The sequence below is a fragment of the Hominimerdicola alba 8 genome (assembly GCF_000178155.2).
GTDB lineage: Bacteria > Bacillota > Clostridia > Oscillospirales > Ruminococcaceae > Hominimerdicola > Hominimerdicola alba_C.
The window spans coordinates 105,488-130,623 of the sequence record NZ_ADKM02000134.1 but is presented as its reverse complement, the minus strand read 5'-3'; the positions used below and the strand labels follow the sequence as shown (position 1 = coordinate 130,623).

Annotated in this window: 24 protein-coding genes; 8 read left to right on the top strand and 16 right to left on the bottom strand. The window is 47.6% G+C overall.

Annotated elements, in window-relative coordinates:
* Positions 1–17: 17 nt before the first annotated feature.
* The 4 genes from CUS_RS17820 to CUS_RS17805 all read right to left on the bottom strand — a co-directional run bounded on the left by CUS_RS17820 (position 18) and on the right by CUS_RS17805 (position 5,032).
* On the bottom strand, positions 18–329 hold the full coding sequence (locus tag CUS_RS17820) for a hypothetical protein (protein WP_037277939.1): 312 nt from the start codon (positions 327–329) through the stop codon (positions 18–20).
* Positions 319–1,929, bottom strand: coding sequence for a glycoside hydrolase family 43 protein (locus CUS_RS17815; protein ID WP_002853450.1), 1,611 nt, complete (start codon positions 1,927–1,929; stop codon positions 319–321). The genes CUS_RS17820 and CUS_RS17815 overlap by 11 nt, the downstream gene beginning before the upstream one ends.
* A gap of 66 nt (positions 1,930–1,995) precedes the next feature.
* Entirely contained in the window at positions 1,996–3,606 is a 1,611-nt protein-coding gene (locus tag CUS_RS17810) for a family 43 glycosylhydrolase (protein ID WP_002853419.1), read from the bottom strand.
* A gap of 577 nt (positions 3,607–4,183) precedes the next feature.
* Complete coding sequence (locus CUS_RS17805; RefSeq protein ID WP_002853256.1) at positions 4,184–5,032, bottom strand: helix-turn-helix domain-containing protein; 849 nt, start codon at positions 5,030–5,032, stop codon at positions 4,184–4,186.
* Positions 5,033–5,290: 258 nt separating this feature from the next.
* Between CUS_RS17805 and CUS_RS17800 the strand changes: the two genes are divergently transcribed.
* Together CUS_RS17800 and araA are read left to right on the top strand one after the other, a co-directional pair.
* Complete coding sequence (locus CUS_RS17800) at positions 5,291–6,760, top strand: alpha-N-arabinofuranosidase (RefSeq protein ID WP_002853300.1); 1,470 nt, start codon at positions 5,291–5,293, stop codon at positions 6,758–6,760.
* A 41-nt stretch (positions 6,761–6,801) separates the two neighbouring features.
* Complete coding sequence (gene araA, locus CUS_RS17795) at positions 6,802–8,268, top strand: L-arabinose isomerase (RefSeq protein WP_002853486.1); 1,467 nt, start codon at positions 6,802–6,804, stop codon at positions 8,266–8,268.
* Positions 8,269–8,509: 241 nt separating this feature from the next.
* On the opposite strand, the gene CUS_RS17790 is transcribed toward araA, so the two are convergent.
* A complete protein-coding gene (locus CUS_RS17790; protein ID WP_002853407.1) occupies positions 8,510–9,889 on the bottom strand; it encodes a hypothetical protein in 1,380 nt (459 codons plus the stop codon).
* A gap of 358 nt (positions 9,890–10,247) precedes the next feature.
* On the opposite strand from CUS_RS17790, the gene CUS_RS17785 reads away from it, so the two are divergent.
* Positions 10,248–12,770, top strand: coding sequence for a CotH kinase family protein (locus tag CUS_RS17785; protein WP_002853392.1), 2,523 nt, complete (start codon positions 10,248–10,250; stop codon positions 12,768–12,770).
* 178 nt (positions 12,771–12,948) lie between these two features.
* On the opposite strand, the gene CUS_RS17780 is transcribed toward CUS_RS17785, so the two are convergent.
* The 6 genes from CUS_RS17780 to CUS_RS17760 form a co-directional block, all read right to left on the bottom strand.
* Positions 12,949–13,788 (bottom strand): polysaccharide deacetylase family protein, encoded by an 840-nt coding sequence (locus CUS_RS17780; protein ID WP_002853272.1) that lies wholly within the window; start codon positions 13,786–13,788, stop codon positions 12,949–12,951.
* Positions 13,789–13,883: 95 nt separating this feature from the next.
* Entirely contained in the window at positions 13,884–14,135 is a 252-nt protein-coding gene (locus CUS_RS17775; protein ID WP_002853386.1) for an IreB family regulatory phosphoprotein, read from the bottom strand.
* Positions 14,136–14,262: 127 nt separating this feature from the next.
* Positions 14,263–16,674, bottom strand: coding sequence for a phenylalanine--tRNA ligase subunit beta (gene pheT, locus CUS_RS17770; RefSeq protein ID WP_002853250.1), 2,412 nt, complete (start codon positions 16,672–16,674; stop codon positions 14,263–14,265).
* Between the two features lie 249 nt (positions 16,675–16,923).
* On the bottom strand, positions 16,924–17,076 hold the full coding sequence (locus CUS_RS19980; protein ID WP_002853410.1) for a hypothetical protein: 153 nt from the start codon (positions 17,074–17,076) through the stop codon (positions 16,924–16,926).
* A gap of 72 nt (positions 17,077–17,148) precedes the next feature.
* Entirely contained in the window at positions 17,149–18,168 is a 1,020-nt protein-coding gene (gene pheS, locus CUS_RS17765; protein ID WP_002853286.1) for a phenylalanine--tRNA ligase subunit alpha, read from the bottom strand.
* Between the two features lie 383 nt (positions 18,169–18,551).
* Positions 18,552–19,403 carry a hypothetical protein gene (locus CUS_RS17760; RefSeq protein ID WP_002853437.1) on the bottom strand — a complete coding sequence of 284 codons (852 nt, stop codon included), beginning with the start codon at positions 19,401–19,403 and terminating at the stop codon, positions 18,552–18,554.
* Positions 19,404–19,622: 219 nt separating this feature from the next.
* On the opposite strand from CUS_RS17760, the gene CUS_RS17755 reads away from it, so the two are divergent.
* From CUS_RS17755 to CUS_RS17735, 5 genes are all read left to right on the top strand, one after another.
* Positions 19,623–19,850 (top strand): helix-turn-helix domain-containing protein, encoded by a 228-nt coding sequence (locus tag CUS_RS17755; protein WP_002853264.1) that lies wholly within the window; start codon positions 19,623–19,625, stop codon positions 19,848–19,850.
* Between the two features lie 216 nt (positions 19,851–20,066).
* Positions 20,067–20,471 carry a flavodoxin gene (locus tag CUS_RS17750; protein ID WP_002853434.1) on the top strand — a complete coding sequence of 135 codons (405 nt, stop codon included), beginning with the start codon at positions 20,067–20,069 and terminating at the stop codon, positions 20,469–20,471.
* Positions 20,472–20,609: 138 nt separating this feature from the next.
* Positions 20,610–21,248: a hypothetical protein gene (locus CUS_RS17745; RefSeq protein ID WP_002853479.1), complete on the top strand. Its 639-nt coding sequence runs from the start codon at positions 20,610–20,612 to the stop codon at positions 21,246–21,248.
* Between the two features lie 12 nt (positions 21,249–21,260).
* Positions 21,261–21,668, top strand: a complete 408-nt coding sequence (locus CUS_RS17740) for a DUF3783 domain-containing protein (protein ID WP_002853254.1) — start codon at positions 21,261–21,263, stop codon at positions 21,666–21,668.
* Positions 21,661–22,554, top strand: a complete 894-nt coding sequence (locus CUS_RS17735) for a DMT family transporter (protein WP_002853260.1) — start codon at positions 21,661–21,663, stop codon at positions 22,552–22,554. Before CUS_RS17740 ends, CUS_RS17735 begins: the two co-directional genes overlap by 8 nt.
* 37 nt (positions 22,555–22,591) lie before the next feature.
* Here the strand turns inward: CUS_RS17735 and CUS_RS17730 are convergent, their stop codons facing one another.
* The 5 genes from CUS_RS17730 to CUS_RS17710 form a co-directional block, all read right to left on the bottom strand.
* Positions 22,592–23,359: a hypothetical protein gene (locus CUS_RS17730; RefSeq protein WP_002853465.1), complete on the bottom strand. Its 768-nt coding sequence runs from the start codon at positions 23,357–23,359 to the stop codon at positions 22,592–22,594.
* 110 nt (positions 23,360–23,469) lie between these two features.
* Complete coding sequence (gene hisE, locus CUS_RS17725; RefSeq protein ID WP_037277936.1) at positions 23,470–23,808, bottom strand: phosphoribosyl-ATP diphosphatase; 339 nt, start codon at positions 23,806–23,808, stop codon at positions 23,470–23,472.
* Complete coding sequence (hisI, locus tag CUS_RS17720; RefSeq protein ID WP_002853458.1) at positions 23,808–24,170, bottom strand: phosphoribosyl-AMP cyclohydrolase; 363 nt, start codon at positions 24,168–24,170, stop codon at positions 23,808–23,810. Before hisI ends, hisE begins: the two co-directional genes overlap by 1 nt.
* Positions 24,163–24,654: a hypothetical protein gene (locus tag CUS_RS17715; protein ID WP_002853268.1), complete on the bottom strand. Its 492-nt coding sequence runs from the start codon at positions 24,652–24,654 to the stop codon at positions 24,163–24,165. Before CUS_RS17715 ends, hisI begins: the two co-directional genes overlap by 8 nt.
* 118 nt (positions 24,655–24,772) lie before the next feature.
* On the bottom strand, positions 24,773–25,135 hold the full coding sequence (locus tag CUS_RS17710; RefSeq protein ID WP_002853414.1) for a hypothetical protein: 363 nt from the start codon (positions 25,133–25,135) through the stop codon (positions 24,773–24,775).
* Between the last annotated feature and the right edge of the window lies 1 nt (position 25,136).

The window sequence follows — 25,136 nt, the reverse complement described above, 5'->3', positions numbered from 1 at the left end:
CCTCCTTAGTAAAATGCTCAGTAATAGAATTTTCTGTGTACCAGTATGCCCGCATAAGCAGCTGAACTGATACCGCAAAGAACGCCCGCGTAGATAAGAAGCCTTACCAGCGTGACTTTCCAGACATTGAGCAGAAGTATCGAAAACAGCAGCAGCATCGCAGCCCAGTAAATGTACAGGAAAGCTGTCCCGCAAAGCCACTTGAACACAGTCTTTGATGTGTCAATGGCTATCTCCTTTTTTGTCATGCCCGCATAGTAAGGATTTATCCTGCGCCTGAACCCCTCGCGGGGCGGCTTTCTTTTAGGGGAAACTTCCTCATTCGGCATATTTAACACCCCATACGCTCTCATTATTGCCTACTGCCGAGAATGTCATTACCTGTGTGTCAGCTTCGTCCATCATCGCACAGAAGACTCCGCTGTAGGTGGTTTCTCCCAGAGTGACTGTCATGTAACAGCTGCCCTCTGTCATTTCCCATGTGCCTGTTTCCTTTTCGGTAACAGCATTGCCGTTCGGGTCAAGGTAGAGTATGACAGGCTCAGCGATGTCCGCATTTATCTCAGTACCCTGGTTTATAAAATAGTATCTGCCCGCGACATCGTCCATCGAGTAGCCTTTTTCGCTGACAGTTTCGCCCTGCGTCTGATAAGGCAGCATGCAAGGCCAGCCCTCAGCATTCACAATAAACTGGTGAACTCTCGGTGAATGCGCTTCTGAACCATTGTCAAAACGGGTGTGATATACCACGTATTTCTTTCCGTCATCATCGACCAGCGCCGAGTTATGACCTGTTGCCATGTAAGCCTGTTTCAGGCTGGGCAGCATGTAGTTGCCCGAAAGTTTCAGCCCGAAGTAGGAGTTGTTCACTTTCGCTTCAAGTTCGCGGTCGTACATGTCAACATATTTGCCGTCAGGCTTGTCGCTGCGGAAAACTCTTATCTGATAGCCGCCCTCGCGGTTAAGTCCGCCGTAGGAAACGAACAGGTAGTAATAACCGCTGTCCTCGTCCCAAAGGATATATGGTGCTTCCATCGACTCATGACCGCCGCCCGCCAGCTTTCTGCCGAAATACGGGTCAACGTTGTTGTCGGGGTCAGCCTCAGGATGTATCACCCTGCCTGTTGCTTCATCGACTTCCAGCAGGAAGATACCGCCGCTCCACGAACCGTAGACCAGCCACATCTTGCCCTCGCCGTCATAGAATATCGCGGGATCGATGGCGTTGGGGCAGTCATCAAAGTTGTACTTGCCGCCTTTTATGTAATTTTCTACCGCATAGTCTTCATCAACATAGTCGTAAACATCGGTAGCTTCGATATTTGACATATCAAATCCCGAATAGACCAGCGCACCCTGCCACTCGAACGGACCCTCAGGTGTATCGCTGATACCGTAGCAGAGATTAGATGCGTTCCATGTGGAAGTTGTGCAGTAGTACATAACGTACTTGCCCATTGCTTTGTTGTAGATGACATCAGGCGCCCACACATGTTCACCGCCGCGTCCCGCATCATCTGTCGGTATAAGGCTTGAAGGTGCGCCCGCGTAAGCAAACGCCTCGTCATATACCGAATAAATCTGCCCGAAGACCGAATTATCAGCGCGGTAGCCGTTCGCCATAAACTTCCAGCTGAGCAGGTCGTCACAGGAAGCTGCCGCCATATGTGAACCATATATATAGTACTTACCGTCGGCTTTCAGTATCGAGGGGTCATGCACCGAAGTCCCCGAAGATACCTGCCCGATGTCATAGCCGCTCATATCCACCGTAAAATCATAATCATACGAAGGCTCTTTGCTGACCGCTGCACTGCTCTCGGCGGTGTCTGCCTTGCTGCCGTCATTTGCCTTAGCACTGCTGCAAGCCGACATCATCATAGTGACCGCAAGCAGTGCCGCAGCTGCCGAAAGAACTCTTTTGCGCATAAAATATCCTCCTCAGAATATGCCGATATATTTAAACTAACATTATGCTCCATTTGTTTGCTCCATTCACACATCTTCTATATCAAAGCTGACAGCCTGCGGGTCTGAACCGTCCGTAAGGCTTGCCGCGCCGCCCGAAAGCGTCAGGTACATGCCCGGTTCAGCCACCGATTCAAAGGAAACACCTTTTCCTGACAGCCCTGTGACCGTCCTGAAAGTCTGCGCCTGCGACATACTGTTGTCATAGTCCTGACTCAGCACCACGCCGCCGTCTTTGAACGTAACGTAAAGTCCCGCCTTGTTGTTTGATTCTATCGAAACTGCGTAAGGATCGTCCTTGTCGGACTTGCCCTGAACTATCGCCCACTGCTCGTCAAGTTCATTTGTCTTTTCAAGACCGCTCCCAAGTTCTGCATCGGTGTACGGGTAAGCATCATCTGCCAGAGAATTATTGAACCACTTGTGCGCCAGCTTTTCGCCGTTCTGCGCGATAAGCGCCGATGCTGTACCGAATGCGCCCGCCGCAGTTTCTTCCAGATAATCAACAGCGCCGTCATCAACAAATTTAAGTTCTTCAACGCAGGCAACTCTTCTGAAACCACTGCCGCCCGCCAGTGAACCGTTATGGTAGATGAACCACGTTTTTCCCAGGAAATCGACCACCGCCATATGATTAGTATTCGAGGTCGCAGAGGCTTTCATTATAACGTCCTGATAATCGAACTTGCCCTCCATCAGGTCATCTGTGGTGGCGTATGCCATCTGCTCACGCCAGCCGTAGGCGTAAAACAGGTAATAATCACCGTAATATTTGCCGTTCTCGTCCTGTCTGCGGTATATCCAGGGCGCTTCCGTGTATGACGCGGGCGGCATCTTCGCCACGACATCTTTTTTAAAGGTTATCTCGCCGTCACCGTCATAGTCCTTGACCGATATCATATCCTCGTTCAGTTCGCAGACATACAGCTTTGAATTTCCCCATGCGAGATATCTGTGTTCTTCCCCGTCGTCACCGTCTTCTATCCAGACGGTCGGGTCGATGTCGTTCCAGTCAGAGGTCTGTTCTTCTGTTAAAGAGCCATTGACCAGTGCCTTCCCGATATCCTCGAACGGACCTGTAGGGCTGTCAGCCACCGCAACGCCGATGGACTGTTTGCCGCTGTCAGCACTGTTCCACGAGCAGTAGTAGAAATAGTACTTATCCTTCCCCGCCGTTTCATCATAGTGCCTTGCGACCTGACCCGCCCATGCGGAATTCTTTTCAGCCCACTTTACATCTGCCATTTTCAGCACCGAGCCTTCATATTTCCACTCTTTCATATCCTTAGTGGAATAGCAGAGATATTCGGGCATAACATAGCTGTCGTTGGTCGAAATGTCATGACCCACATATAAATATAGTGTATCACCCACCACCAGCACAGACGGATCGCCGCCGTATGTCAGTTCGCCCTTATCATCAAAGCCCGCGATGGGATTGCCAACACATTTTGTCAGTTCTATAGGTGCGCCTGCCTCACCGTTCGCGGCAGACACTTCTTTCTCACTTTCTTCGGCATGCTCGGTCTGAGAAGTCTGTGAACTCTCCGAAGCCGCCGTACCCGAACTTTCCGAGCCGCAGGAAACCATCGCAGCCGCCAGCATCACAGAAAGTACCAATGCAGATATACTTTTCATTTACCCAACCCTTTCAGTTACCCAAAATGTCCGTACACAACATTGTATTGAAAAGACAACAAATTTTAGTTCAATATAATTACAAATCAGAAAATTTGTTATAACATTATTTTTCACAAATGAAACGCTTTATTATTGATAGAAATCAAACATATTGTCTTTTGTCATAATATTGCCAAACTATAGTAACCATCTTCTAATGAAATATTATACACTTTTTTCATCTGAATGTCAAGCAAAATATCCAAATTGACTATCTTGTCATTATTATACAGAATTTCCCCTTTTCTGTCAATGCTTAATCTGCACAAATTGTTAGAATATATAATATTGAACATTCACAAATTGTAATAACAAGTTACCACATTTTACCATACAAATTGTATTTCAGACCATTTATCAGCCCCAAAAGCACGTTTTGAATAGCTCGAAAACGCTTAAGTCTGCAAACATGTCTGCCTTTTTCACATGAATGTCTACAAGTTCAGTCGCATATATATTCACCTGTATCGTGAATTTGACGAAATAAATTTCAGATGTATGACAAGTATAATTATCCATGTCAATATGCCCAACCTTAATATCCTGCTCTGACGGAATTTCTGTAATCCGATGGCGATTGTCCCTCACAGCTGCGGAAGCATCGTGTAAAATAGAGAGGGTCATTGTAACCGACAGCGTTAGCAACTTCGCGGACAGGCATTGCTGTCGAGCGAAGCAGATAGCACGCCCTAGTCATTCGGCATTTTGTGTGGAACTGCTGCATAGTTTCGCCCTGTTCAGCCTTGAATACAGCAGCCATGCGTTTATAACTGAGGAAAAATTCCTTTTCAAGACGTGCTGCCGAAAAAGACTCATTGCAGTGTTCGCCAAGCCATGCACATATCCTGTCAGAAAGGCGCGGCATCGCACTTTCGGTGTAGCGCTGCAAAACGGCTTCTGTCAGCAGAGAATACAGCATTCCGTTCACGCGCAGGCGTTTGTATGGGTCTTCACTTTGGCTGTACTTCACAAGTTCCGCAAATAAATTATGTATCTGTCCGTTTTTTGATACTGATATACGTTTTGGCAGGATAACATTCAACTCGACCCTTTCACCCGCACCTAAAGGATCGGGATCGGGTATGAACTCAGGTCGGTCACCCACCGGTTCATCGAGATAGAAGTGCGCAAAATACCATTTTGTGCCGCGCGGCACAGCATCTTTGCCATAATGGTGAAGCCCCTTTTTAAGAAAGAGCAGCTCCCCCGCTTCGAGTTCATAGTCACATTTTCCCTCAGTGATGCACATACTGCCTTCGACCACATATATGATAACGTTGAAATCAGGCGTTCTCTCAGCCATGAAGTACGGCTCGGTCAGCGCGATATAGTCACAACTGCACATAACAGGCAGCCTGTCGGTAGATAAAATGATCTCGTTCAAGATAATCCTCCATATCATCAAGTGTATTGTCCATTGACTTTTTGCTGATATCATTATAATATGTATGTATAAATTTGTCAAGACTTTTTATTTGTAATTACATATTTTCTTTTGCAATGACAGTCGGACAGTTGTACAGACTCAGCTTATGTAATGTACGCACACAGGCGAACATCCAATATGCAGTCTGCTACGGTTATAATATCTGCGGGGATAATTCCGCAAATACACGCAGAACCAAACTCAGGAGGTAGAAACATGAAAAAACTCAAAGCAGTCGTAAACACATTAGACAAAAAGTCACATATCAACCGTGAGATATACGGACATTTCTCAGAGCATCTCGGCAGGTGCATCTACAATGGCATATATGTCGGTGAGAATTCTGATATTCCCAATACAAACGGTGTCAGAAACGACATCATCGAAGCATTCAAGGAAATAAAAATGCCTGTCCTGCGCTGGCCGGGCGGCTGCTTCGCTGATGAATACCACTGGAAAGACGGCATCGGTGAGAAGAGCGAGCGTCCCAAGATGGTCAACACTCACTGGGGCGGCGTTACCGAAGACAACTCATTCGGCACACACGAGTTTTTCAACATGTGCGAAGAGTTGGGCTGTGAGCCTTATCTGGCAGGTAACGTAGGAAGCGGTACTGTCGAAGAACTGGCTGACTGGATCGAGTACATCACTTTTGACGGAGTATCGCCAATGGCTGACCTGAGAAGAAAGAACGGCAGAGAAAAGCCATGGAAACTCAAATATCTCGGCATCGGCAATGAAAACTGGGGCTGCGGCGGAAATATGCGCCCCGAATATTATGCCGATCTCTACAGACGCTATTCGACCTACTGCCGCAATTTCGGCGGAAACGAACTTTACAAGGTCGCAGGCGGTCCAAATGTTGATGACTACAACTGGACCACAAAGCTGATGGAAGGCATCAACGACTTCCACGCAAAAGCTATTTCGCTGCACTATTATACCATACCATCGGGTGATTTCTTCAACAAGGGCAGCGCCACAGATTTCACTGATGAGGTATACTATCAGACGATCAAAAATGCCATGCACATCGGCACACTGATAGAGAAGCACAACAATATAATGAAGCAGCACAGCGACAACATGAAGCTGATAGTTGACGAGTGGGGCTGCTGGTTCGATGTTCAGGAGGGTACAAATCCGGGTTTCCTCTTCCAGCAGAATACCATGCGTGATGCTATAGTTGCGGCTGTCAGCCTGAATATTTTCAACGAGCATTCGGATGTAGTAGCAATGGCTAACCTTGCACAGGCGGTAAACGTATTGCAGGCACTTCTGCTGACTGAGGGCGAAAAGCTGGTCAAGACCCCGACCTACCACGTTTTCAACATGTATAAGACACATCAGGACGCAGAACTGCTCTACAGCTATTGCGAGAACGAAGAAGCAGGCGGAAAGATACCCGCAGTCACCAAGTCTGCATCGATCGACAAAGACGGTCATGTGACACTGACTTTCTCTAACGCTTCTCTTGAAGAAGATTTTGAGATAGAGTGCGAACTGGTTGGCAACAGCTTCACAAAGGCAGAAGCACAAGTGCTGACATACGGTGATGTTCACGCTTACAATGACTTTGAGGACGGCGAGAGGATCGTTCCCGCTGAGCACAAGGCTGAGATCACCGAAAAGGGTGTAAAATTCACTCTGCCCAAACTGTCGGTAGTAAGCGTAAGACTTTTTTGAGCAAAGCTGACCGATCATTGATATATAGAATGGAGTTCATTATGAAAAAAATTTACTTTTTAACAGGCAGTCAGGATCTGTACGGCGAGGAAACTCTCGCACAGGCTGAAAAGGACAGCCTTGAGATGGTCAGGTTCCTGAACGAAAAGATCGGAGATATAGCCGAGATCGTTCATACCCCCATAGTCAAGACATCAAACGAAGCTGAAGATCTCTGCGTGAAGGCAAGTGCCGATAAGGACTGCATAGCAGTCATCATGTGGATGCACACTTTCTCGCCTGCGAAGATGTGGATAAGAGCGCTGAAAGCCCTCAAAAAGCCCATGCTGCACCTGCACACACAGTACAATGAGAAACTGCCGTATGACAGCATCGACATGGATTTCATGAACCTGAACCAGTCGGCGCACGGCGACAGAGAGTTCGGTTTCATCTGCACAAGACTGGGCATCAAGCGCGAGGTCGTTGCGGGCTATTACAAGCATGATGATGTCATCGCACAGATACGCCGTTTCGCTCACGCGGCTGAGGGTGTGGACTTCTGCAAAGGTATGAAAGTCGCAATGTTCGGCAACAACATGCGCGATGTTGCAGTTACAGACGGCGACAGAGTCGAGAGCGAGATAAAGTACGGCTGGAATGTCAACTACTACGGTATAGGTGATCTGGTGAAGATCGCAAACTCAGTCACCGATGCTGAGATAGATGCAAAAATGGCTGAGTACACCGACAAGTATGAGATGGACACCGAAAACATCGATGCAGTAAGAGAACAGGCAAAGTACGAAGTTGCTCTGGACAAGTTCATCGCTAAGGAAAATGCGGCTGCTTTCACCGATACTTTCCAGGATCTTCACGGGCTGAACCAGCTTCCGGGCATCGCAGCTCAGAACATCATGGCTAAGGGGATCGGATTTGGTCCTGAGGGCGACTACAAGACTGCTGCGCTTGCAGCTGTCCTGCAAAAGATAGCCGCAGGCAGAGAGGGCGCAACAGGCTTCATGGAGGACTACACCTATGACCTGACAAGCGGCGAAGAACTGGAACTGGCTGCTCACATGCTGGAAGTTTCTCCTGTTTTTGCAGCTTCCAAGCCAAAGATACAGGTACACCATCTGGGCATCGGCAACAAGAGCGACCCTGCCAGACTGGTATTTGACGGTATCGTAGGCGAAGGCATAGCAGTTTCGATGGTTGACATGGGCGACCGTTTCAGACTCGTGTGCGCAAGGATAGACCTTGTCAAGCAGCCGAAAGAGATGCCCAAACTTCCCGTAGCAAGGCTGATGTGGAAGATAGTCCCCGACTTCAAGACAGGTGCAGCTGCATGGATATACGCTGGCGGCGCTCACCACGCCGTAGTTTCCACAGCGCTGACCACCGAAGACATCAGGCTGTTCGCGAAGCTGACTGATACCGAATTGGTTATCATCGATGAAAAAACTGAACTGAACGCATTTGAACAGCAGCTTGAACTTCTGGACATGATGGCAAAACTCAAAAAATAAGCGTCGCGGTCACACATCGGCGCATATACCACTTGCAGCCGCAGCACCTCCCTGACTGTGGCTGCTTGAGGTATATCAGATCGTTTATTCCAAACCAACCTTTCCCATTATAAGGTATTATTTACCGAAAAACAAAGCAGACAGGCTCGGTGAGAGCATGTCTGCTTTGTTTTTCTATCCGAATTTATGTACAAAAAAGAGCGCTGATATGCTCAGCGCTCCGATATATCTTTGCTATGTATCACTTCTTCTTGCGAAGTACAACAGCAGCAGCGGCAGTCAGTGCAACAGCAACGAAACCGCCGGCAACAGAGTTGCCTGTCTTGGTGTTGTCAGACTCAGCAGCAGAACTGTTTGCTGTAGCATCAGAAGCCTTTGAAGTTGTTGTGGTAGTAGTGGTCGAAGCCTTAGAAGAAGTTGTGGTGCTTGCCTTAGAACTGGAATTTGCAGCCTTAGACTCAGTGTTGTTCTCCTGAGCACCTCCCTTGCTGGTGGAGATACCTGTGATATCGCAGTTCTCACCGGTCAGGAATACGTATAGGCTATCGGGCAGAGATTTGCCTGATACAGCAGTGGACTTAACGGTATAATCACCGATCTTAGCATTGTAAGTCAGCTTGTCGCCGTCCTTGCTCAGTGTAGCAGTTACCTTGTAGCCGTTCTGAGCGCCTGCCTGCCATTCATCCCAGTTAACATCAGACTCGAAAGCCAGCTTGTTGCCCTCAGCATCAGGTGCTACGAAGTCGGACATACCGCCGCCCCAGCCCCAAGCATCAGCTCTCAGTACCAGAACTTCCTGGTCAGCACCTGTATATTCTTCACCTGCTGCACCAGTAACGCCCAGTATAAAGTTCTCATAGTTGTTGGAACCGTTGGACTTGGCATTGAAATCAAATGTGATGCTCTCGCCGTTGTTCAGCTGAACCGCATCTGTCTTGCTGCCGAAGAATGAAGCAACGTTCAGTTCGCCTGAAAGACTGTCAACTACCTTAAGACCGGCCTGAGTCTGGTTGTTGATATCCTCCTGATTAGCGCCGCCCTTAGAGGTGCTGAAACCTGTCAGGTCACAGTTCTCACCTGTAAAGAATATATAAACGCTGTTTGGCAGATCAACGCCCGAAGTAGCGGTCAGCTTATCGGTGTATTCACCTATCTTCGCATTGTAAGCAAGGGTGTTGCCTTCCTTGCTGACAGTTATCTCAACATCCATACCGCTCTGGCATTCATCAGCCCAGCGATCCCAGTTGATATCGGTTTCAAAATTCAGCTTATTGCCGCTGGCATCGGGTGCTACGAAGTCAGAGTAACCGCCGCCCCAGCCCCAGTTATCGGCTCTAACGACCAGTATCTCCTGATCTGCGCCCGTGTAAGCCTCACCGACCTCACCTGCAACGCACATAACGAAGTTATCCCAGTTGTTGGTGCCGTTGGACTTGTTGTTGAACTTAAATGTAACACTCTCGCCGTCATTCAGCTGAACGGCATCTGTCTTAGCGCCAAAGAAATCGGTAACATTCAGGTCACCTGTGATGGCATCTGTCTGCTCTACCGCCAGAACTGCGGGAGCAGCTGCCATAGCTACAGCGGCAGCAAGTGCAGCTGTAAATATCTTCTTTTTCATGTAGATCATCCTCCTAAAGTATAGTTTGATAAACAATCCAAACTAATTTCTTCCCTTGTACATTATACACTCATTTACATTCTTTGTCAATAGAAAACCCACATTTTTTTTGATTTTTAGTAAAAATACCGCCCCGAAATACATAAATAAAGACATTCTGTCCAAAACAACTTACACAATATGAACCGACATGTGTTACCTTTTCTCAGGCGTGATGTATATTAGCATTTACTGTTCAAATTCTATAATATTTTTGCCAAAACGCTTGAAATTATATTGATAATGTGCTATAATGGGCAGGAAGTTCAACATTGATCTGTACTACGAACAATTTCATATTTTGATAGGAGTGAATATAATGAAAAACAAAATGACAGCTGCATTCATCGCGGCGCTGCTGACAGTTTCGGGCACTGTATCTGCATTCCCCGCTGCGGCTGAGGTTTCGCCTGCTGTACTTATAAGTGAAGTCTGCACAGGCAACACGGGTGCGAACGGCAATCTCACCGACCTAAAGGACTCAAAGGACAAGTTCTGCGACTGGGTAGAACTTTACAACCCCACCTCTTCGGACGCAGACATCGGCGGGCTGTACCTCAGTGATGACGAAGCCGAACTTGCAAAGGCAAAGATACCCGACGGTACAAAGATACCTGCGGGCGGCTGCCTGGTAGTCTACTGCGGCAAAAACATCGAGGCTGAAAGCACTCCCGAAAAGCCCATAGCGCTGTTCGGGCTTTCTGCAAAGGGCGAAACTGTTATTCTTTCCGACGGCACTTCCATTATCGATAAAGCAGATGCACCTGAACTTGCTGATGACACCGTCTATGCGCGCATACCTGCTGACGGCACCGATTTTGTCATCGCGAACCCGTCACCTAACGCTGTCAACTCGGAAGAACAGCTGTTCTCAGCCCCCGATGCACCTGCTTTCTCCCGCGACAGCGGAATGTTCGCGGACAGCTTTGAACTTGAACTTACTGCCGCTGACGGCGCCGAGATATACTATACCACCGACGGCAGTACCCCGACTGAAAATTCCACCAGATATGAGGGCGCTATAACCATCGAGAATGTGACCGACCGGCCCAACGTGCTTTCCGCAATGGACAGGTCGCTGTTCACCGACTGGTACACATGGGAACAGAAGAGAAAGCCCTCTGTCAAAGTCGATAAAGCTGTGGTCATAAGGGCGGCGGCAATAAAGGACGGTCAGGTGAGCGGAGTGGTAACAAAGTCTTACTTTGTGGGCTATGATGATACCACCTATAACGGCGTGGGCGTTATGTCGATAGTTACTGACAGCGACAATCTCTTCGACAAGCAAAAAGGCATTTACCTCAAAGAAAACGCCATGAACAGGGGCAAAGAGTGGGAGCGTCCTGTGCATATAGACTTCATCGACGACGGCAGTACTGTACTTTCACAGGACTGCGGCATGAGGATACAAGGCGGCTATTCAAGACAGGATTATCAGAAGAGCCTGCGTTTCTACGCCCGCGAAGAGTACGGCGCCAAGAAGTTCGACTATCCCCTGTTTGCGGGACTGACTTCCCGTGACGGTGAGGGCAGAGAGATAAACGACTTTGATAAATTCGTGCTGAGAAACGGCGGTAATGATGCAAACTACACCAAGTTCAAGGACCAGCTTTTGCAGAGAATGAGCGGCGGTCTTGAACTTTCGACACAGACAGGCAGACCTGTTGTGGCGTTCATAAACGGCGAATACTGGGGACTTTACACGATGCAGGAGGACTACTCGGACTCTTATGTAAAAGACCACTTCGATGTCAAGAAGAAAAATGTGGTGATAATATCCACCAAGTATGAGGACAACAGCCCGAAAGTTGATGAAGGCGAAGATGCCGACATCGAACTTTGGAACGAGATGGACAGCTGGATAAGGAGCGCTGACCTGACCGACCCCGAACAGTACAAGAAGTTCACCGAGATGTTCGATGTGCAGGATCTGGCAAACTATCTGGCGGCTGAGATATACATCACCAATGAGGACTGGTCGGTAAAGAACTGGCGCTTGTGGCGTTCCCGCGAGGCTGATGAGAATAACCCCGATTACAGCGACTGCCGCTGGAGAACTATGTTCTACGATACCGAGATGGGCGTGTACCTCTGGGGCAACAAGAGCGAGAATTCAACCAACAACAAGCTGATACAGATATATGAAACAGGCAAAAAAGGCGGCGACACACTGGCTGTCATCGCTTACAAGGCACTTCAGAACGAAAAATTCAAAGAGATATTCCGCAGTTCGATGGCGACCGCCGCTGATACTTTCAGCGCCGAGAACTACGACAAACAGCTTGCTGAGATCAAGGACGGCTATTACAAGAACCTGCCGAAGTACTTTGAACGCTTCCCGTCAGGCTCGGCTATGTGGTCTGCCGACCAGTGTATCGGCTGGATGAACGAGTTCTTTCACGGCAAGGGCACTGCGCCTTCACGCGAAGAGTACTACCCCACCATGCTGAGAGCGCTGGAACTTCTGCAAAGATATGACAACGCCGACCTTGACATTCTCAGTGAAGAACAGCGCAAGGCAGTTGACAGTGCTCACACCAGAGCACTGAGAAACGCCACCAACGGAGGCACAGGAATCAAGCCGCAGAACACCTCGCTGGATGCTCTCGAAACCGCCCTCAACGAAGCATTCGGCACTGAAAAACTTCCGCGCGGTGATGTAAACGGCGACGGTGCTGTGACGGTAACAGATATCTCTGCTGCGGCAGCTTATGTCAAGAACATAAAGCAACTCAACGCCGAAGCCATCACACGCGCTGATGTAAACGGCGATGGTAAGGTAAACATCACCGATGTTTCTGCGATCGCGGCACATGTAAAGAACATTAAGCCACTCAGCTGACAGTAAGACAAAACCGATATAACAAAGCCCTTTCTTACAGAAGTTCGTAAGAAAGGGCTTTTGTTGTAAATTCAGACTTCTATAGCGATCCAACTTTTTAAATTCACAAGATCCGGTCGCAAAAGCTGGGATTTATGGGTTTTGTGACTGGATTTTGTCTGAATTTTAAGGCGGATCGCTATAGTTCAAAGCCGTCTTCACGCAGACCGTCTATCAGGTCACCGAGTATCTGCGCATTGGTGGAAGACACCGAATGAAGCAGATATATCGCCCCCTCATGAGCGGCTTTTCTCAGCTTATCCAGTGCCGCAGAGGGTTCGGGCTGGTCATCTGCATTCCAGTCGGCATAAGCAAAACTCCACAGCACAGTTTCATAGCCGCAGTCAGCAGTTACCGCCAGCGACTTCTCAGAAAACTCACCCATCGGCGGACGGAAGAGCGTCATCTCCACCCCGAAATTCTCTTTCATATATTCGTGGAAGTCAGTTATCTCAGTGCGGCAGGTTTCCTCATTCAGCGATGGCATCGAGTAATGGTGTACCGAGTGGTTCGCCACCGTATGCCCCTCATCTATCATACGCCGTACCAGTTCGGGATTTCGCTCGGCATAGTCCTGCACCAGAAAGAACACCGCCTTTACATTTTTCTCTTTCAGTGTATCGAGTATCTGCGCAGTATAACCGTTCTCGTATCCCTGGTCGAAAGTCAGTGTTATCTTCTTGTCGTCCTCATTTATGGCTTTTGCACTGTATTTTCCGTAGGTGTGGTTGAAGTCAAGCGCGCCCAGCGTTCGGTTCTTTTCGTCCACCTGCACGCCCTGACCGTAACCGTGACACTCGCCCGACAGCGCCGAGTAGTCCGACTTTACACCTTTTGCCGTTATCATCACGGGTTCTGCCGCCGCCGATGATGCACCGATGTCATCACCGCCATTTTCTTTTCTGCCCGTCATGCCGCAGGCAGTCAGCACACCTGCCGTAAAAACTGCGGCAAACCTTGCCAGAATCAGCTTGTTCATTCTGCATTCCTCCTTTCTGCATATTATTTGCAGTCAGGCGCAGAATAAACAAAAACGGGGGCGGAAATAAATCCCGTCCCCGAAAAATCACATTGTTACTCTGTTTTCAGATAATTTTTCACAAGCGCCTGCAAAAGTTCGTCCCTGTCTATGTGACGTATCTTGCTTCTCGCATTGTTGTATGTGGTTATGTAGGTCGGATCCTCAGAAAGGATATAGCCTACTATCTGATTTACAGGGTCATAGCCCTTTTCTTTGAGCGCATCATACACCTCTGTCAGCGTATCTTTGAGCAGGTTCTCTTTATCAGGGTGCAATGACGAAAATTCCAATGTTCTGTCTGTCATAATAAATGCTCAACTCCTTGCTAATTGTCCTTGATTATATTATACTCCATTTTTTCAAAAATAACAAGGGGTAGAATAAATTTTATCAGAATTGCACAAATTTGGCAATATTTTTTTTACAATTTACTTACCTGAGTTCAGCACCGATAGCACTCAGTTCCTTGACAGCCTTTTCCATAGCCTTGTCAGCCTGATCGTCAGTCAGTGTGCCTTCGAGAGATCTCATCGAGATCGAGTAGGATACAGACTTCTTACCCGCCTCTATCTGCTCACCCCTGTAAACGTCAAACAGTGTTACGCTTTCAAGAATGCCGCCGACAGCCTTGCGTATCAGCTTTTCAAGAACAGCCGCAGGCACTTCCTCATCGCATACCACCGACAGATCTCTTGTGGTCGCAGGGAACTTAGGCAGAGGCTTGTAGGTCTTTGTATCGCAGGAAAGTTCCATCAGTTCGGGGATGTTTATCTTTGCAACATATGTCCTTGCTTCGATGCCGTAGTTCTCCATCACCTTCGGGTGAAGTTCACCGAATATGCCTATCTGTCTGCCATCGACCTTTACAACAGCACATCTGCCGGGATGGAAAGCGGAAACCTCATCAAACTCGCAGTCATCAGATGGTCTTTCATACTCGATGTTCTCAGCGCCCACTGCATTCATCAGACCCTCTACCATGCCCTTGAGTGTATAGAAATCTGCACCGCTCTCGGTATCATAGAAGCCGATGCCCAGTCTTACAGGCTCGGTAGGGAGAACTTCGCCCTCAACAGGGATATACTCGTTGCCCATCTCGAACACGTAGCACTCAGGATTGCGGTAGCTGTAATTTCTGCCCACAACTTCCAGTACAGAAGGAACTATTGTAGTTCTCATAACGCTGGTGTCCTCACCAAGAGGGTTCATTATGGTAACAGTGTTTCTCAGCTTGCTGTCAGCAGGCAAAGCTATCTTGTCAAAGTATTTTGGCGAGATGAAAGAGAATGTTTCTATCTCGTTCAGCCCCATCGACAGCATAGCCGCCTTGACCTTCTTCTCGAAGTTCTGCTTTGGTGTGCGCTGTGCATTTGCAACGCCCCTGATGATGGTATCGGGTATGCTGTTGTAGCCGTATATCCTTGCAACTTCCTCAGCGATGTCAGCCTTACAGCCGATGTCAACTCTGAACCAGGGTGCATAAACTCTGCCGTCCTTCACGGTGAACTCCAGCTTTTCAAGTATGCGTACCATCTCAGCTTCGGGTATATCAGTACCGAGGAAATTGTTTATCCAGTCAGCACTGAACTCAACATTAAGAGGAGTTTCGCTCTGATAATTCTCATCGATAACAGTCTTTACTACCTCACCTGCGCCCAGTTCTTCTACCAGCTGGCAGGCTCTCATCAGTGCTTCATAGCACTCGTGCGGGTCAAGACCCTTGTCATATCTTGAAGATGCGTCAGTCCTCATGCGCAGCTTCTTTGCGGTTGTGGCAACACTTGCGCCGTCAAAGCAAGCCGACTCGAAAACAACGGTGGTGGTGTCGTCCATGATACCGCTGTACTCGCCGCCCATGACGCCTGCTACTGCAACGGGCTTCTTAGCATCAGCAATGACCAGCATCTCCTCACTCAGTTCTCTCTCGATGCCGTCAAGAGTGGTTATCTTCTCGCCTGCCCTAGCGTTGCGGACATTTATCTCTGCACCCTCAACATAGCGCAGGTCAAAAGCGTGCATCGGTCTGCCGTATTCCAGCATTACATAGTTGGTTATATCAACAAAGTTGTTTATCGGACGAACGCCGCTTGCTCTCAGTCTTTCGCGCATCCATCTGGGTGAAGGACCTATCTTTACATTCTTGACGATAGCGCCGATATATCTCTTGCAGAGGTCGGTGTTGTGTATCTTGACTTTGAGCATTTCGTTAACATCGCCGTAAACGCCCTTGAATTCGGGCTTAGCGACTTTCAGTTCCTTGCCGAAAGTTGCCGCAGTTTCCCTTGCCAGACCGATGACCGACATGCAGTCAGGTCTGTTGGAGGTTATCTCAAACTCAACAACAGTGTCGTTGAAGCCTATCGCCTCGCGGATATCCTTGCCGATGGTCTTGTCGCAGTCATCTCCCAGTATGAATATGCCGTCCTCGATGGCATAAGGAAAATCATGTATGTTAAGCCCCAGTTCGCCCAGCGAGCAGAGCATGCCGTTTGAAGCCTCGCCTCTCAGCTTGCCCTTTGTTATCTTCACGGGCTTGCCGTCATGAAGTACGGTAGACTTGTGCTTTGCAACAGGCACGAAGTCGTCCTTTTTAACGTTCTGCGCACCTGTAACTATCTGCACGAGCGAACCCTCACCGACATCAAGCTGGCAGATAAACATGTGGTCGGAATTCGGGTGAGGAACTATCTCCTTTACCTGACCTACCACAACATTCTCCAGATAATCGCCCTCTTCATTATAGCACTCAACTTTTGAGCCTGAAAGGGTTATACCCGAAACAAAATCCTTTATAGGCATATCGCAGTCAACATAATCTGCGAGCCATTTCATTGAAAGATCCATTTATATTTCCTCCGATCTGTAAATCCCTGATTCAGAACATACCGCTGTTCTGCATCATCGCCGCCGCATGCTGCTGCACAAGTGCAGTGAACTCGGCAGGCGCTTTTAAAAACGTGCCATAGTCTTTGATATTTATGTCGATGCTCGGTCAGCCGTAAGTGAACTCTATGTTCACAAAAACGCTCTGCTGACCTGCCTTGCTGACCCTCACAGAGTTTGCATGTATATCCTTGATCTTATCGTACCTTATCAGCGCATATGCTGAGGGTGCGCACAGATACCTCTCTGTGAAGTATAAAGTGCTGTTAAGACCAGCAGCACGCCCACCACGATAAACACGATGTTCTTTCCGCCCTGTTTTGAGCATGTCTTATAAAACCAGTTGTTTTTGTAGTCGTTCATTTATATTCTCCGAAATGTTCTGTATCTGTACTGCGGCGAAATAAGTTCTAAGCTATTATTTTTGAAAATTCATCAGAACTGCTCCAGGAACCTCATATCATTCTCATAAAGCAGACGCATATCATTTATGCTGTAACGACCCATTGTTATTCTTTCAAGACCGATGCCGAATGCGAAACCGCTGTATACCTCAGGGTCGATGCCGCATTCTTCAAGCACCTTAGGGTGTACCATACCCGAACCCAGCAGTTCTACCCAGCCTTCCTGCTTGCACATCGAGCAGCCCTTGCCGTGACAGTTGAAGCACATAAGGTCAACTTCCGCAGATGGCTCGGTGTACGGGAAGTGGTGAGGTCTGAACCTTACCTGAGTTTCCTCGCCGTAAAGACGCTTCATCAGCAGTTCAAGAGTGCCCTTGAGGTCAGCCATAGTTATGCCCTTGTCGATGACCAGACCCTCTATCTGATGGAACAGCGGCGAATGTGTAGCGTCCACCGCATCGGAACGGTAAACTCTGCCAGGCGAGATTATCCTGATAGGAGGCTTTCTGTTCTCCATAGTTCTTATCTGAACGGAGGAAGTCTGTGTTCTCAGCAGAACGTTCTCATTTATATAGAAAGTATCCTGTGTATCTCTTGCAGGGTGATGCTTAGGCATATTCAGCGCCTCAAAGCAGTAGTGGTCTGTTTCTACCTCAGGACCCTCAACGATGTCAAAGCCCATGCCCAGAAAAACTTCCTCGACCTGTTCAAGGGTAACGTCCAGCGGGTGAGCCCTGCCTATCTTCTGCTTCTTGCCGGGCAGAGTAACGTCCAGTGTTTCAGCTTTCAGGCGCATCTCCTCAGCCTTGCTTTTCAGTTCATCGCGGCGTGCTGTCAGAGCGGCTTCAATATCGCCTCTGACCTTGTTAGCCAGCTGACCTATAACAGGTCTTTCCTCAGCGGAGAGTTTGCCCATCTGTTTCAGAATGGCAGTCAGTTCACCCTTTTTGCCCAGAAATCTGACTCTCAGGTCTTCCAGCGTCTTGATGTCGCTGACCTTTGAAAGTTCTTCCTTAGCGCTTGCTTCAATGTTTTGCAGCTGTTCTTTCATTTCTTATCCTCCTAACAAAAATAAAGGTCTTGTCCCAAAATCAGGACAAGACCGACATTAACGTATCTTGTTACGGCTGTTTTCACAGACGTTGACCACCCCTAGAGAACCAACATTCCCCTTCCCCTTAACGCAGGCACAACGTCCGCGCTTACAAGCAAAAGCCTTCGGCGCAGCCACTCACAAGTGAACTTCGGCACTCTGCGAAATAAGCCGCTTGCAGCCCACGAAAAACCTCGCGGCGGCTCTCTCTGTAAGTCGTATTGAATGCTTACTCTCTTGGTCACAGTGTTTATGTGATATTATTTTACTATATTATATTAGCACAGTTTTCGAGGGATTTCAAGAGGTTTACAGAAAGTTTACAATTACAATTCCATAGATTACTGCTCTTCCCAAACACAAGTTACATACATTCTCAATCCAGCCCAATTTTCCTCTTCGATAACTAATTTGAAATCATAGCTGTTGTATAAAGCGTTCGCTTCTTCGTATCCACTAGTTCCTAAACTTGCAAGGACAGTTTTGCTGCCATCTTCAAGCGTTAATTCAAATTCACCACTATTAGTGTTAAAATCAGCACCTATAATTTTAAGAGGGGTGTTTTCTCTTACTAAAGTGATGTAATCCTTATACAATGATTTTTCTTGATTTGCATCTTCAAAATTCGATTTATCGATTGGAGTATAATCTATATCATTATAATAGATTATAAATCTGTAATCAAAACGATTTTCATATGCCACTTTAAAATATTTATCATTGGAATATAATGCCAACGCTTCCTCTTCTGATAAAAAGTGTGGTAATTCCAAAAAAATCACTTCATTGCCATCAACGGTTGCTTCATATCCACCATCTCTGTACGAAATACCTGTAACCTTTTTGTCTAAGTATTTTTCAATATAGCCAATAAAAGCCTCTTTTAAATCAGCGTACACAACTTCCGGTTCAGACACCTGCTCAACTGTGGAAACTTTTGTTTCAGCTGTACTCTCATCAGCTATTTCAGTGGTAGTCGTCGTGGTTTCAGCTTCTGTCACCTTAGTAGTTGTAGTTTCTTTTTCTTTGTGAGTTTCCGAGGAGGTAACTTCTGTCGTTGTTGTTTCGGTAGCTGTAGTTGTTGTGGTGGTCGCCGCCTTGCTTTCTGCGGACTGCTGTGCTGTTTCGCCGCATGAACCCAACGCGGTGCAGGTCATTATAATAGTTAGTGTCAGTGCAAGTATTTTTTTCATAAAAGAACTCCCCTTTCAAACTGATCGTTACCCCCGCCTACGACGCGGAAAACAATTCACGACATATTAAGATGATGTTATTATAACACGTATTTTGACTTGTGTCAATAGCATTTTACTATTCAGACGCATTTTATTACTTGCGTGAGTAGCGCCACGCTATTTTAACAAGGTTTACGATTGATAACATTAGGCATATAATAATATAGAGGTGATCATATGAAACCTGAATACAAAAAATACTATGAATTATTCGGTGCAAATGTTGTATATTACCGTAAACTGAAAAAACTTACACAGCTGCAATTAGCAGAACTAGCCGACATTGACCGCTCCCACATCAGCGCCATAGAACTCGGAAATGTCGGCGTTTCCTTTGACCTTATATTCAAGCTGTGTGAAGTCCTTGAGATAAAGCCGCGCCAGCTTTTCGATTTCAGAGATTGACTCCCGCCCATCGTTCTGCAACGATGGGTATTTGTTTACACTTTGTTTACGTTTATCCGTCAAGCAAGTCACAAGTCACCCTTGACTAACAGGGGGTGCAGATGGTATAGTATATATGGTTAGAAATTACTAACTCTATAAGTTTGTTAAAGCTAACTATTTGCATAATGGGCAGTTTTTTGCCCATACTATACTTAAAAACGGAGGTTTCACAAAATGAAAACAGCAGTTATCTATTGGAGCGGCACAGGCAACACCGAAGCTATGGCTAAGGCAGTAGCAGAGGGTGCAGGCGTTGAGGCAGTTACTTTTTCCGAGTTTTCGGGCGATGTTTCCGAGTTTGATGCAGTAGCACTGGGCTGCCCCGCTATGGGCGCAGAAGAACTGGAAGATACCGAAGTAGAACCCTGGTACACCGCTAATGAGAGCAAGCTCGCAGGCAAAAAGGTAGTTCTGTTCGGCTCTTATGACTGGGGCGACGGCGAATGGATGCGTATCTGGACTGACAGAGTAAAGAACGCAGGCGCTGAGGTAGTAGGCGGCGAAGGCTTCACCGCTAACAACACCCCCGATGATGATGCTCTGGCTAAGTGCAAGGCACTGGGCGAGCAGATAAAGTAAGCCAAGTCTTTTTCATTTTTCATAAGTCAGGCGCGTTCCCATACTAAGCTGTGGGGGCGCGTTTTTTTGCGGCGCGGAAAGTTGAAAAATTCATATTAATATGCTATAATAAAATTTTATGTGAAGGGGGTGTCTTTAATGGCGCTTATCTATGAGTTCCCGCCAAAGCTGTCACGCACAGAAAAGCAGGCTAAAGCGATAAACGATCTCGCCGAACACCGCAAAATATCGCGGCAGATGTATAGAAACCTTATACTTGCGGGCATAATATTTGTGCTGGCTGTCATCGTCAAGGTCATACTGATAAAAGTTCTGCTGATGGCGGTCGCAGTGGCAAACGCGGCGGTCGGGGTGTTATTGTACAGGTATTACAGCCTTTCGCGGGATACCCGCCTGTATACGCGGATATATCCCGACAAGACAGAGCATCTGCAAAAGCTGGGTCTTTTGGGTGATATGCTTGAAGTCACCATCTATTACGATGAGGTTGAAAAAAGCGGGCAGGATCCTCGCGGCAACATGTGCTTTCACCTTAAAGCGGCTGAAAGATCGGCTTTTTACAAGATCGACCGCAAGGGCGAACGCCGTGAATATCAGCCAAAAGACGGCATTCTCGTGCTGAGATTTATCGACACTAAAGCCAAGCTGACGCTGATAGACAAGCTGCACGAAGAGATAAAATACCCCAAAAAGAATTACAATGTCATCACCGATGATGACGATTATTACAGTGAGGAAGATATGGAGTGGGATAAACTCCACAAACATGGATTATAGGAAGTGGTAAAAATGAAAGCAAGGCTGAGTTCACCGGCGCCGAAAACTGCGGCGGGCGTGAATATTTCAGAGGAAAAGGCGGCTGTCATCAGTGAGGTCATGTCTGCGCTGGGCGGCAGTTTTCTGGCGGCTGACAAGGACTGCGGCGCTGACAGCATCGGCTTCATATGCGGCATAAAAGGATACGCAAAAAGCGAACAGCGCCTCGATGTTTCGGAAGAACTGCTGATATTTTCGGGTCTTACACCGAATGAACTTAACAAGGCAGTCAACGAACTGAGAGATAAGGGATGCAGTATCCCGCTGAAAGCTATGGTAACACAGCACAACCGCGACTGGACGGTCTGTGCACTTGCAAAAGAACTTGCGGCTGAACATGAGTATATGACTGACCGCAGAAAGCGTGACGGCAATGGTTAAAAAGAAGTACAAAGCCGTCATTTACATAGTTCTGTCGGCGTTCTGCTTTGCGCTGATGGGGCTTTTCGTGACAAAATCGGGCGACCTGCCCACCATGCAGAAAGTTTTTTTCCGCAACCTTTTCGCACTGTTCATCGCCATCGGTTCGCTAAAAAAAAGCGGCACTAAGTTCGAGATAGGCGACAAAAAGAATCACGCTGTACTGTTTGTAAGGGCGTTTGGCGGAACTATCGGCATGATAGGCAATTTCTACGCGCTGGGCAAAATGAATCTCTCCGATGCACTTATGCTAAACAAGATGTCGCCCTTTTTCGTCATCGTATTTTCGTACATTTTCCTGAAAGAAAAGCTGACCAGATTCCAGCTTTTAACTGTGCTGGGCGCATTCGGCGGAAGCCTTTTCATAATCAAGCCCAGCTTCTCAAATGTCGATCTATTCCCCGCTATATGCGGTTTTCTCGGCGGAATGGGCGCGGGTCTTGCGTATACTTGTGTACGCTATTTAGGTCAGCATGGCGTGAAAGGACCTGTGATAGTTGCGTACTTTTCGGGCTTTTCATGCCTGTTCACACTGCCGTTCCTGATATTCCAGTTCAAACCTATGACGTTGGCGCAGTTTCTCTGCCTGCTGGGTGCGGGCATCTCAGCGGCAGGCGGACAGTTCTCCATAACAGCCGCATACTCCCACGCCCCCGCAAAAGAGATATCAGTCTACGACTATTCACAGCTGATATTCACGACCATACTCGGCATGATCTTTCTCCATCAGTTCCCCGATAAATGGAGTTTTGTCGGATATATCATCATCATCACGATGGCAGTGCTGGTGTTTATATACAACAACTTCCTCCACAAAGCAAGCGATGCCGAAAACAAGACTGCATAGCAAAAGCCGCTGTACCCACCGTACAGCGGCTATATTTTTAGCTTTCTCTCTGCTCGCCGTTATTGCAGCCGTTCATGCAGCCGCCCGTTTCCAGTCCTCTTGGGAAAAATTCGTTGGTGGGAAAATCTATCTGCTCGAACATCTCGCAGGGTGTACCACTTGAAGATGTGCATTCCTTGCCCGGCACGCAGTAGTCGTAAACAGGCACCATCAGCGGTACAGGGCGTGACAGCGAGATTATCGCAAACAGACCAATGGTGATGAAAACTGTGCGCTCACCCGTTTCCGGGTCAGCATTATTCAGCTTGGTATCAAGGCACATGGGTTCGACAAGACTGACAGAAGCAGTTGGCAGTGTGCAGAGCGACCTACAGCACGCACAGCCTGTGGTCGGTGACTCCTGTGTGGTGATAAGTCCGCTGTCAGAAACAAATCTCTGTGTGCCGCCGTCGCTGCCGTAAAGTATCACTTTCTTAGTGAAAGGTGCAGTACCGTAGACCACCACAGGCGGCGTGTTGTCGCCATTGTAGACCTCTATCTGTGCGCGGAAATTGTAAGTCACATCTACCGAATAGAAACCCTGATTGAAAGCCACAGGGCTTATGCCGAAGTTAACGTCCGTCACATCAATCGACTGTGTCTTGATGTATGCCGCATCGTCGATGATCGCCTGATCCTCTGTGCTGAAAACGAATGTCAGGTCTTCAAGACAGTCCTGCGCACTGCACGAATCGAATATTCGCATGGCATCGATGCAGACAGCTTCTTTAAAACTGCTGTTTGGTCTGAAAACATTCTCACTCATAAAAATACCTCCCGCGAATGAAATATTGAAGTTTTGTCTTCCCTACATCATATTCGCAAAAGGCAGATAGTGTGCAGAAAAGCTCTCCTTTTTATGGGAGAGCTTTCGTTTTAAGTATTCTTGTCAACAGTCTTGAACTGCTTTAAGTTGCCGATCTTTTCGTTGCGCTCGTCAAGAACTTTCTCAACATCAGCCCAGTCAAGACCCTGATTTACTGCAAGCACCATCACATGGTACAGCAGATCGTTTATCTCGTTTTTCAGTTCGTCATTGTCGCCATTCTTAGCCGCGATTATAGTTTCAGCAGCCTCCTCACCGACCTTCTTGCAGATCTTGTCAACGCCCTGCTGATACAGGTAGCATGTGTAGCTCTTTTCAGGTGCCTCACCCTTATCGAACTGCTCCTTGCGTGCTTTGAGCACCTCAAATATCTCCTGATAAACTGTCATCATTTTTCCTCCTCATTATACATTTCCTTGAAAAAACAGCTGTATGAACCTGTATGGCAGGCAACGCCTGTCTGTTCAACGTTCACCAACAGCGTATCATCGTCACAGTCGCCGTAGATGGATACTACCTTTTGCAGATGTCCGCTGGTAGCGCCCTTGTTCCAGTATTCCTGCCTCGACCTGCTCCAGAACCATGTGTAGCCTGTTTCCAGTGTTTTCTTAAGGCTCTCCTTGTTCATGTAGGCAAGCATCAGCACCGTCTTTGTGTTGACCTCATAACATATCGCAGGTATCAGCTCACTCTTCACAAAATACTTGTCCAGATCGTTTATATCGATCTTTATCTTATTATTCTCAGCCATTTTCTCCTCCGTCATTATCAAGATATTTTTCGGGAACTTTGTAGCCGTTCGCCAGCAGTTCAGCCACATACTCCTTATCTTTCATGCGTTCCTCGCTCTCGGCAAGGAACTTATGATTTGCCTTGTCCATCGAGCCGCTCACTATGCGGATATACTGTATGATACTTCCGACTGTCGCGATCGGCAGCATCACAAGAAAACCCACCTGATAGTTGGTATAGTACCCCAGATTTCTCGTGGTGAACCTGTACCAAATAACTGCAAGCACCAGCAGTGCCGCACATATTATCCCCGATTTTTTATAGAGGTTCGGGTCGGTAGTCCTTTGATCGAACCCCTGTACCGCAGGCTCGCGATAGCGCCTGTTCAGGTATTTTTGACCGCACTTTCGGCAGGTGCGTATGGGACTGCCGTACATGTATGCGTTGCACATCTCACGGTTCATCTTGCCGCAGTGAGGGCATTTTGCTTCGCTGTATCCCATAATAACTCCTTATGTCCACAGTATGGTGATAAACATAGCCGATAACTCTGTTTTCCGCCTGAAACCGCATTTTTCATAGCCACCGAAAAAAACGCGCGTTGTCTTGTATGCTATCATATCAGTCACCTATCTTCTCAGGGTCATCGACTTTTCCGACTTCAAAGTATTTCAGGAACTCCGCAGTCCACATATCCATCTCTTCGGCAATATCATTTACCTCATTCATGATGAACCAGACTTTCCTGCACCCCGACTTAGCCATTTCAGGCAGAAGAAAAGCAAAGCCCCATTCGACATCTTCCTTCTCGTCCTCAAAGCCGTTTCGTGCATCTATGACCATATCACAGCCATGCTGACGGATAAGTTCGAGCGCGGCGGTGGCAGGTGCGCGGTAATTATCAAATGTCGCCCGCTTTTTCCATGTCAGCAGTGACTTGCCTTTCCACAGCTGAACATCAGCATATTCCGATGAAAAATACATG

Excerpts from the sequence above, each read along its gene's own strand:
- CUS_RS17820 (WP_037277939.1), bottom strand. The coding sequence starts at position 329 with ATGCCGAATGAGGAAGTTTCCCCTAAAAGAAAGCCGCCCCGCGAGGGG.
- CUS_RS17815 (WP_002853450.1), bottom strand. The coding sequence starts at position 1,929 with ATGCGCAAAAGAGTTCTTTCGGCAGCTGCGGCACTGCTTGCGGTCACT.
- CUS_RS17810 (WP_002853419.1), bottom strand. The coding sequence starts at position 3,606 with ATGAAAAGTATATCTGCATTGGTACTTTCTGTGATGCTGGCGGCTGCG.
- CUS_RS17800 (WP_002853300.1), top strand. The coding sequence starts at position 5,291 with ATGAAAAAACTCAAAGCAGTCGTAAACACATTAGACAAAAAGTCACAT.
- araA (WP_002853486.1), top strand. The coding sequence starts at position 6,802 with ATGAAAAAAATTTACTTTTTAACAGGCAGTCAGGATCTGTACGGCGAG.
- CUS_RS17790 (WP_002853407.1), bottom strand. The coding sequence starts at position 9,889 with ATGAAAAAGAAGATATTTACAGCTGCACTTGCTGCCGCTGTAGCTATG.
- CUS_RS17785 (WP_002853392.1), top strand. The coding sequence starts at position 10,248 with ATGAAAAACAAAATGACAGCTGCATTCATCGCGGCGCTGCTGACAGTT.
- CUS_RS17780 (WP_002853272.1), bottom strand. The coding sequence starts at position 13,788 with ATGAACAAGCTGATTCTGGCAAGGTTTGCCGCAGTTTTTACGGCAGGT.
- CUS_RS17775 (WP_002853386.1), bottom strand. The coding sequence starts at position 14,135 with ATGACAGACAGAACATTGGAATTTTCGTCATTGCACCCTGATAAAGAG.
- pheT (WP_002853250.1), bottom strand. The coding sequence starts at position 16,674 with ATGGATCTTTCAATGAAATGGCTCGCAGATTATGTTGACTGCGATATG.
- CUS_RS19980 (WP_002853410.1), bottom strand. The coding sequence starts at position 17,076 with ATGAACGACTACAAAAACAACTGGTTTTATAAGACATGCTCAAAACAG.
- pheS (WP_002853286.1), bottom strand. The coding sequence starts at position 18,168 with ATGAAAGAACAGCTGCAAAACATTGAAGCAAGCGCTAAGGAAGAACTT.
- CUS_RS17760 (WP_002853437.1), bottom strand. The coding sequence starts at position 19,403 with ATGAAAAAAATACTTGCACTGACACTAACTATTATAATGACCTGCACC.
- CUS_RS17755 (WP_002853264.1), top strand. The coding sequence starts at position 19,623 with ATGAAACCTGAATACAAAAAATACTATGAATTATTCGGTGCAAATGTT.
- CUS_RS17750 (WP_002853434.1), top strand. The coding sequence starts at position 20,067 with ATGAAAACAGCAGTTATCTATTGGAGCGGCACAGGCAACACCGAAGCT.
- CUS_RS17745 (WP_002853479.1), top strand. The coding sequence starts at position 20,610 with ATGGCGCTTATCTATGAGTTCCCGCCAAAGCTGTCACGCACAGAAAAG.
- CUS_RS17740 (WP_002853254.1), top strand. The coding sequence starts at position 21,261 with ATGAAAGCAAGGCTGAGTTCACCGGCGCCGAAAACTGCGGCGGGCGTG.
- CUS_RS17735 (WP_002853260.1), top strand. The coding sequence starts at position 21,661 with ATGGTTAAAAAGAAGTACAAAGCCGTCATTTACATAGTTCTGTCGGCG.
- CUS_RS17730 (WP_002853465.1), bottom strand. The coding sequence starts at position 23,359 with ATGAGTGAGAATGTTTTCAGACCAAACAGCAGTTTTAAAGAAGCTGTC.
- hisE (WP_037277936.1), bottom strand. The coding sequence starts at position 23,808 with ATGACAGTTTATCAGGAGATATTTGAGGTGCTCAAAGCACGCAAGGAG.
- hisI (WP_002853458.1), bottom strand. The coding sequence starts at position 24,170 with ATGGCTGAGAATAATAAGATAAAGATCGATATAAACGATCTGGACAAG.
- CUS_RS17715 (WP_002853268.1), bottom strand. The coding sequence starts at position 24,654 with ATGGGATACAGCGAAGCAAAATGCCCTCACTGCGGCAAGATGAACCGT.
- CUS_RS17710 (WP_002853414.1), bottom strand. The coding sequence starts at position 25,135 with ATGTATTTTTCATCGGAATATGCTGATGTTCAGCTGTGGAAAGGCAAG.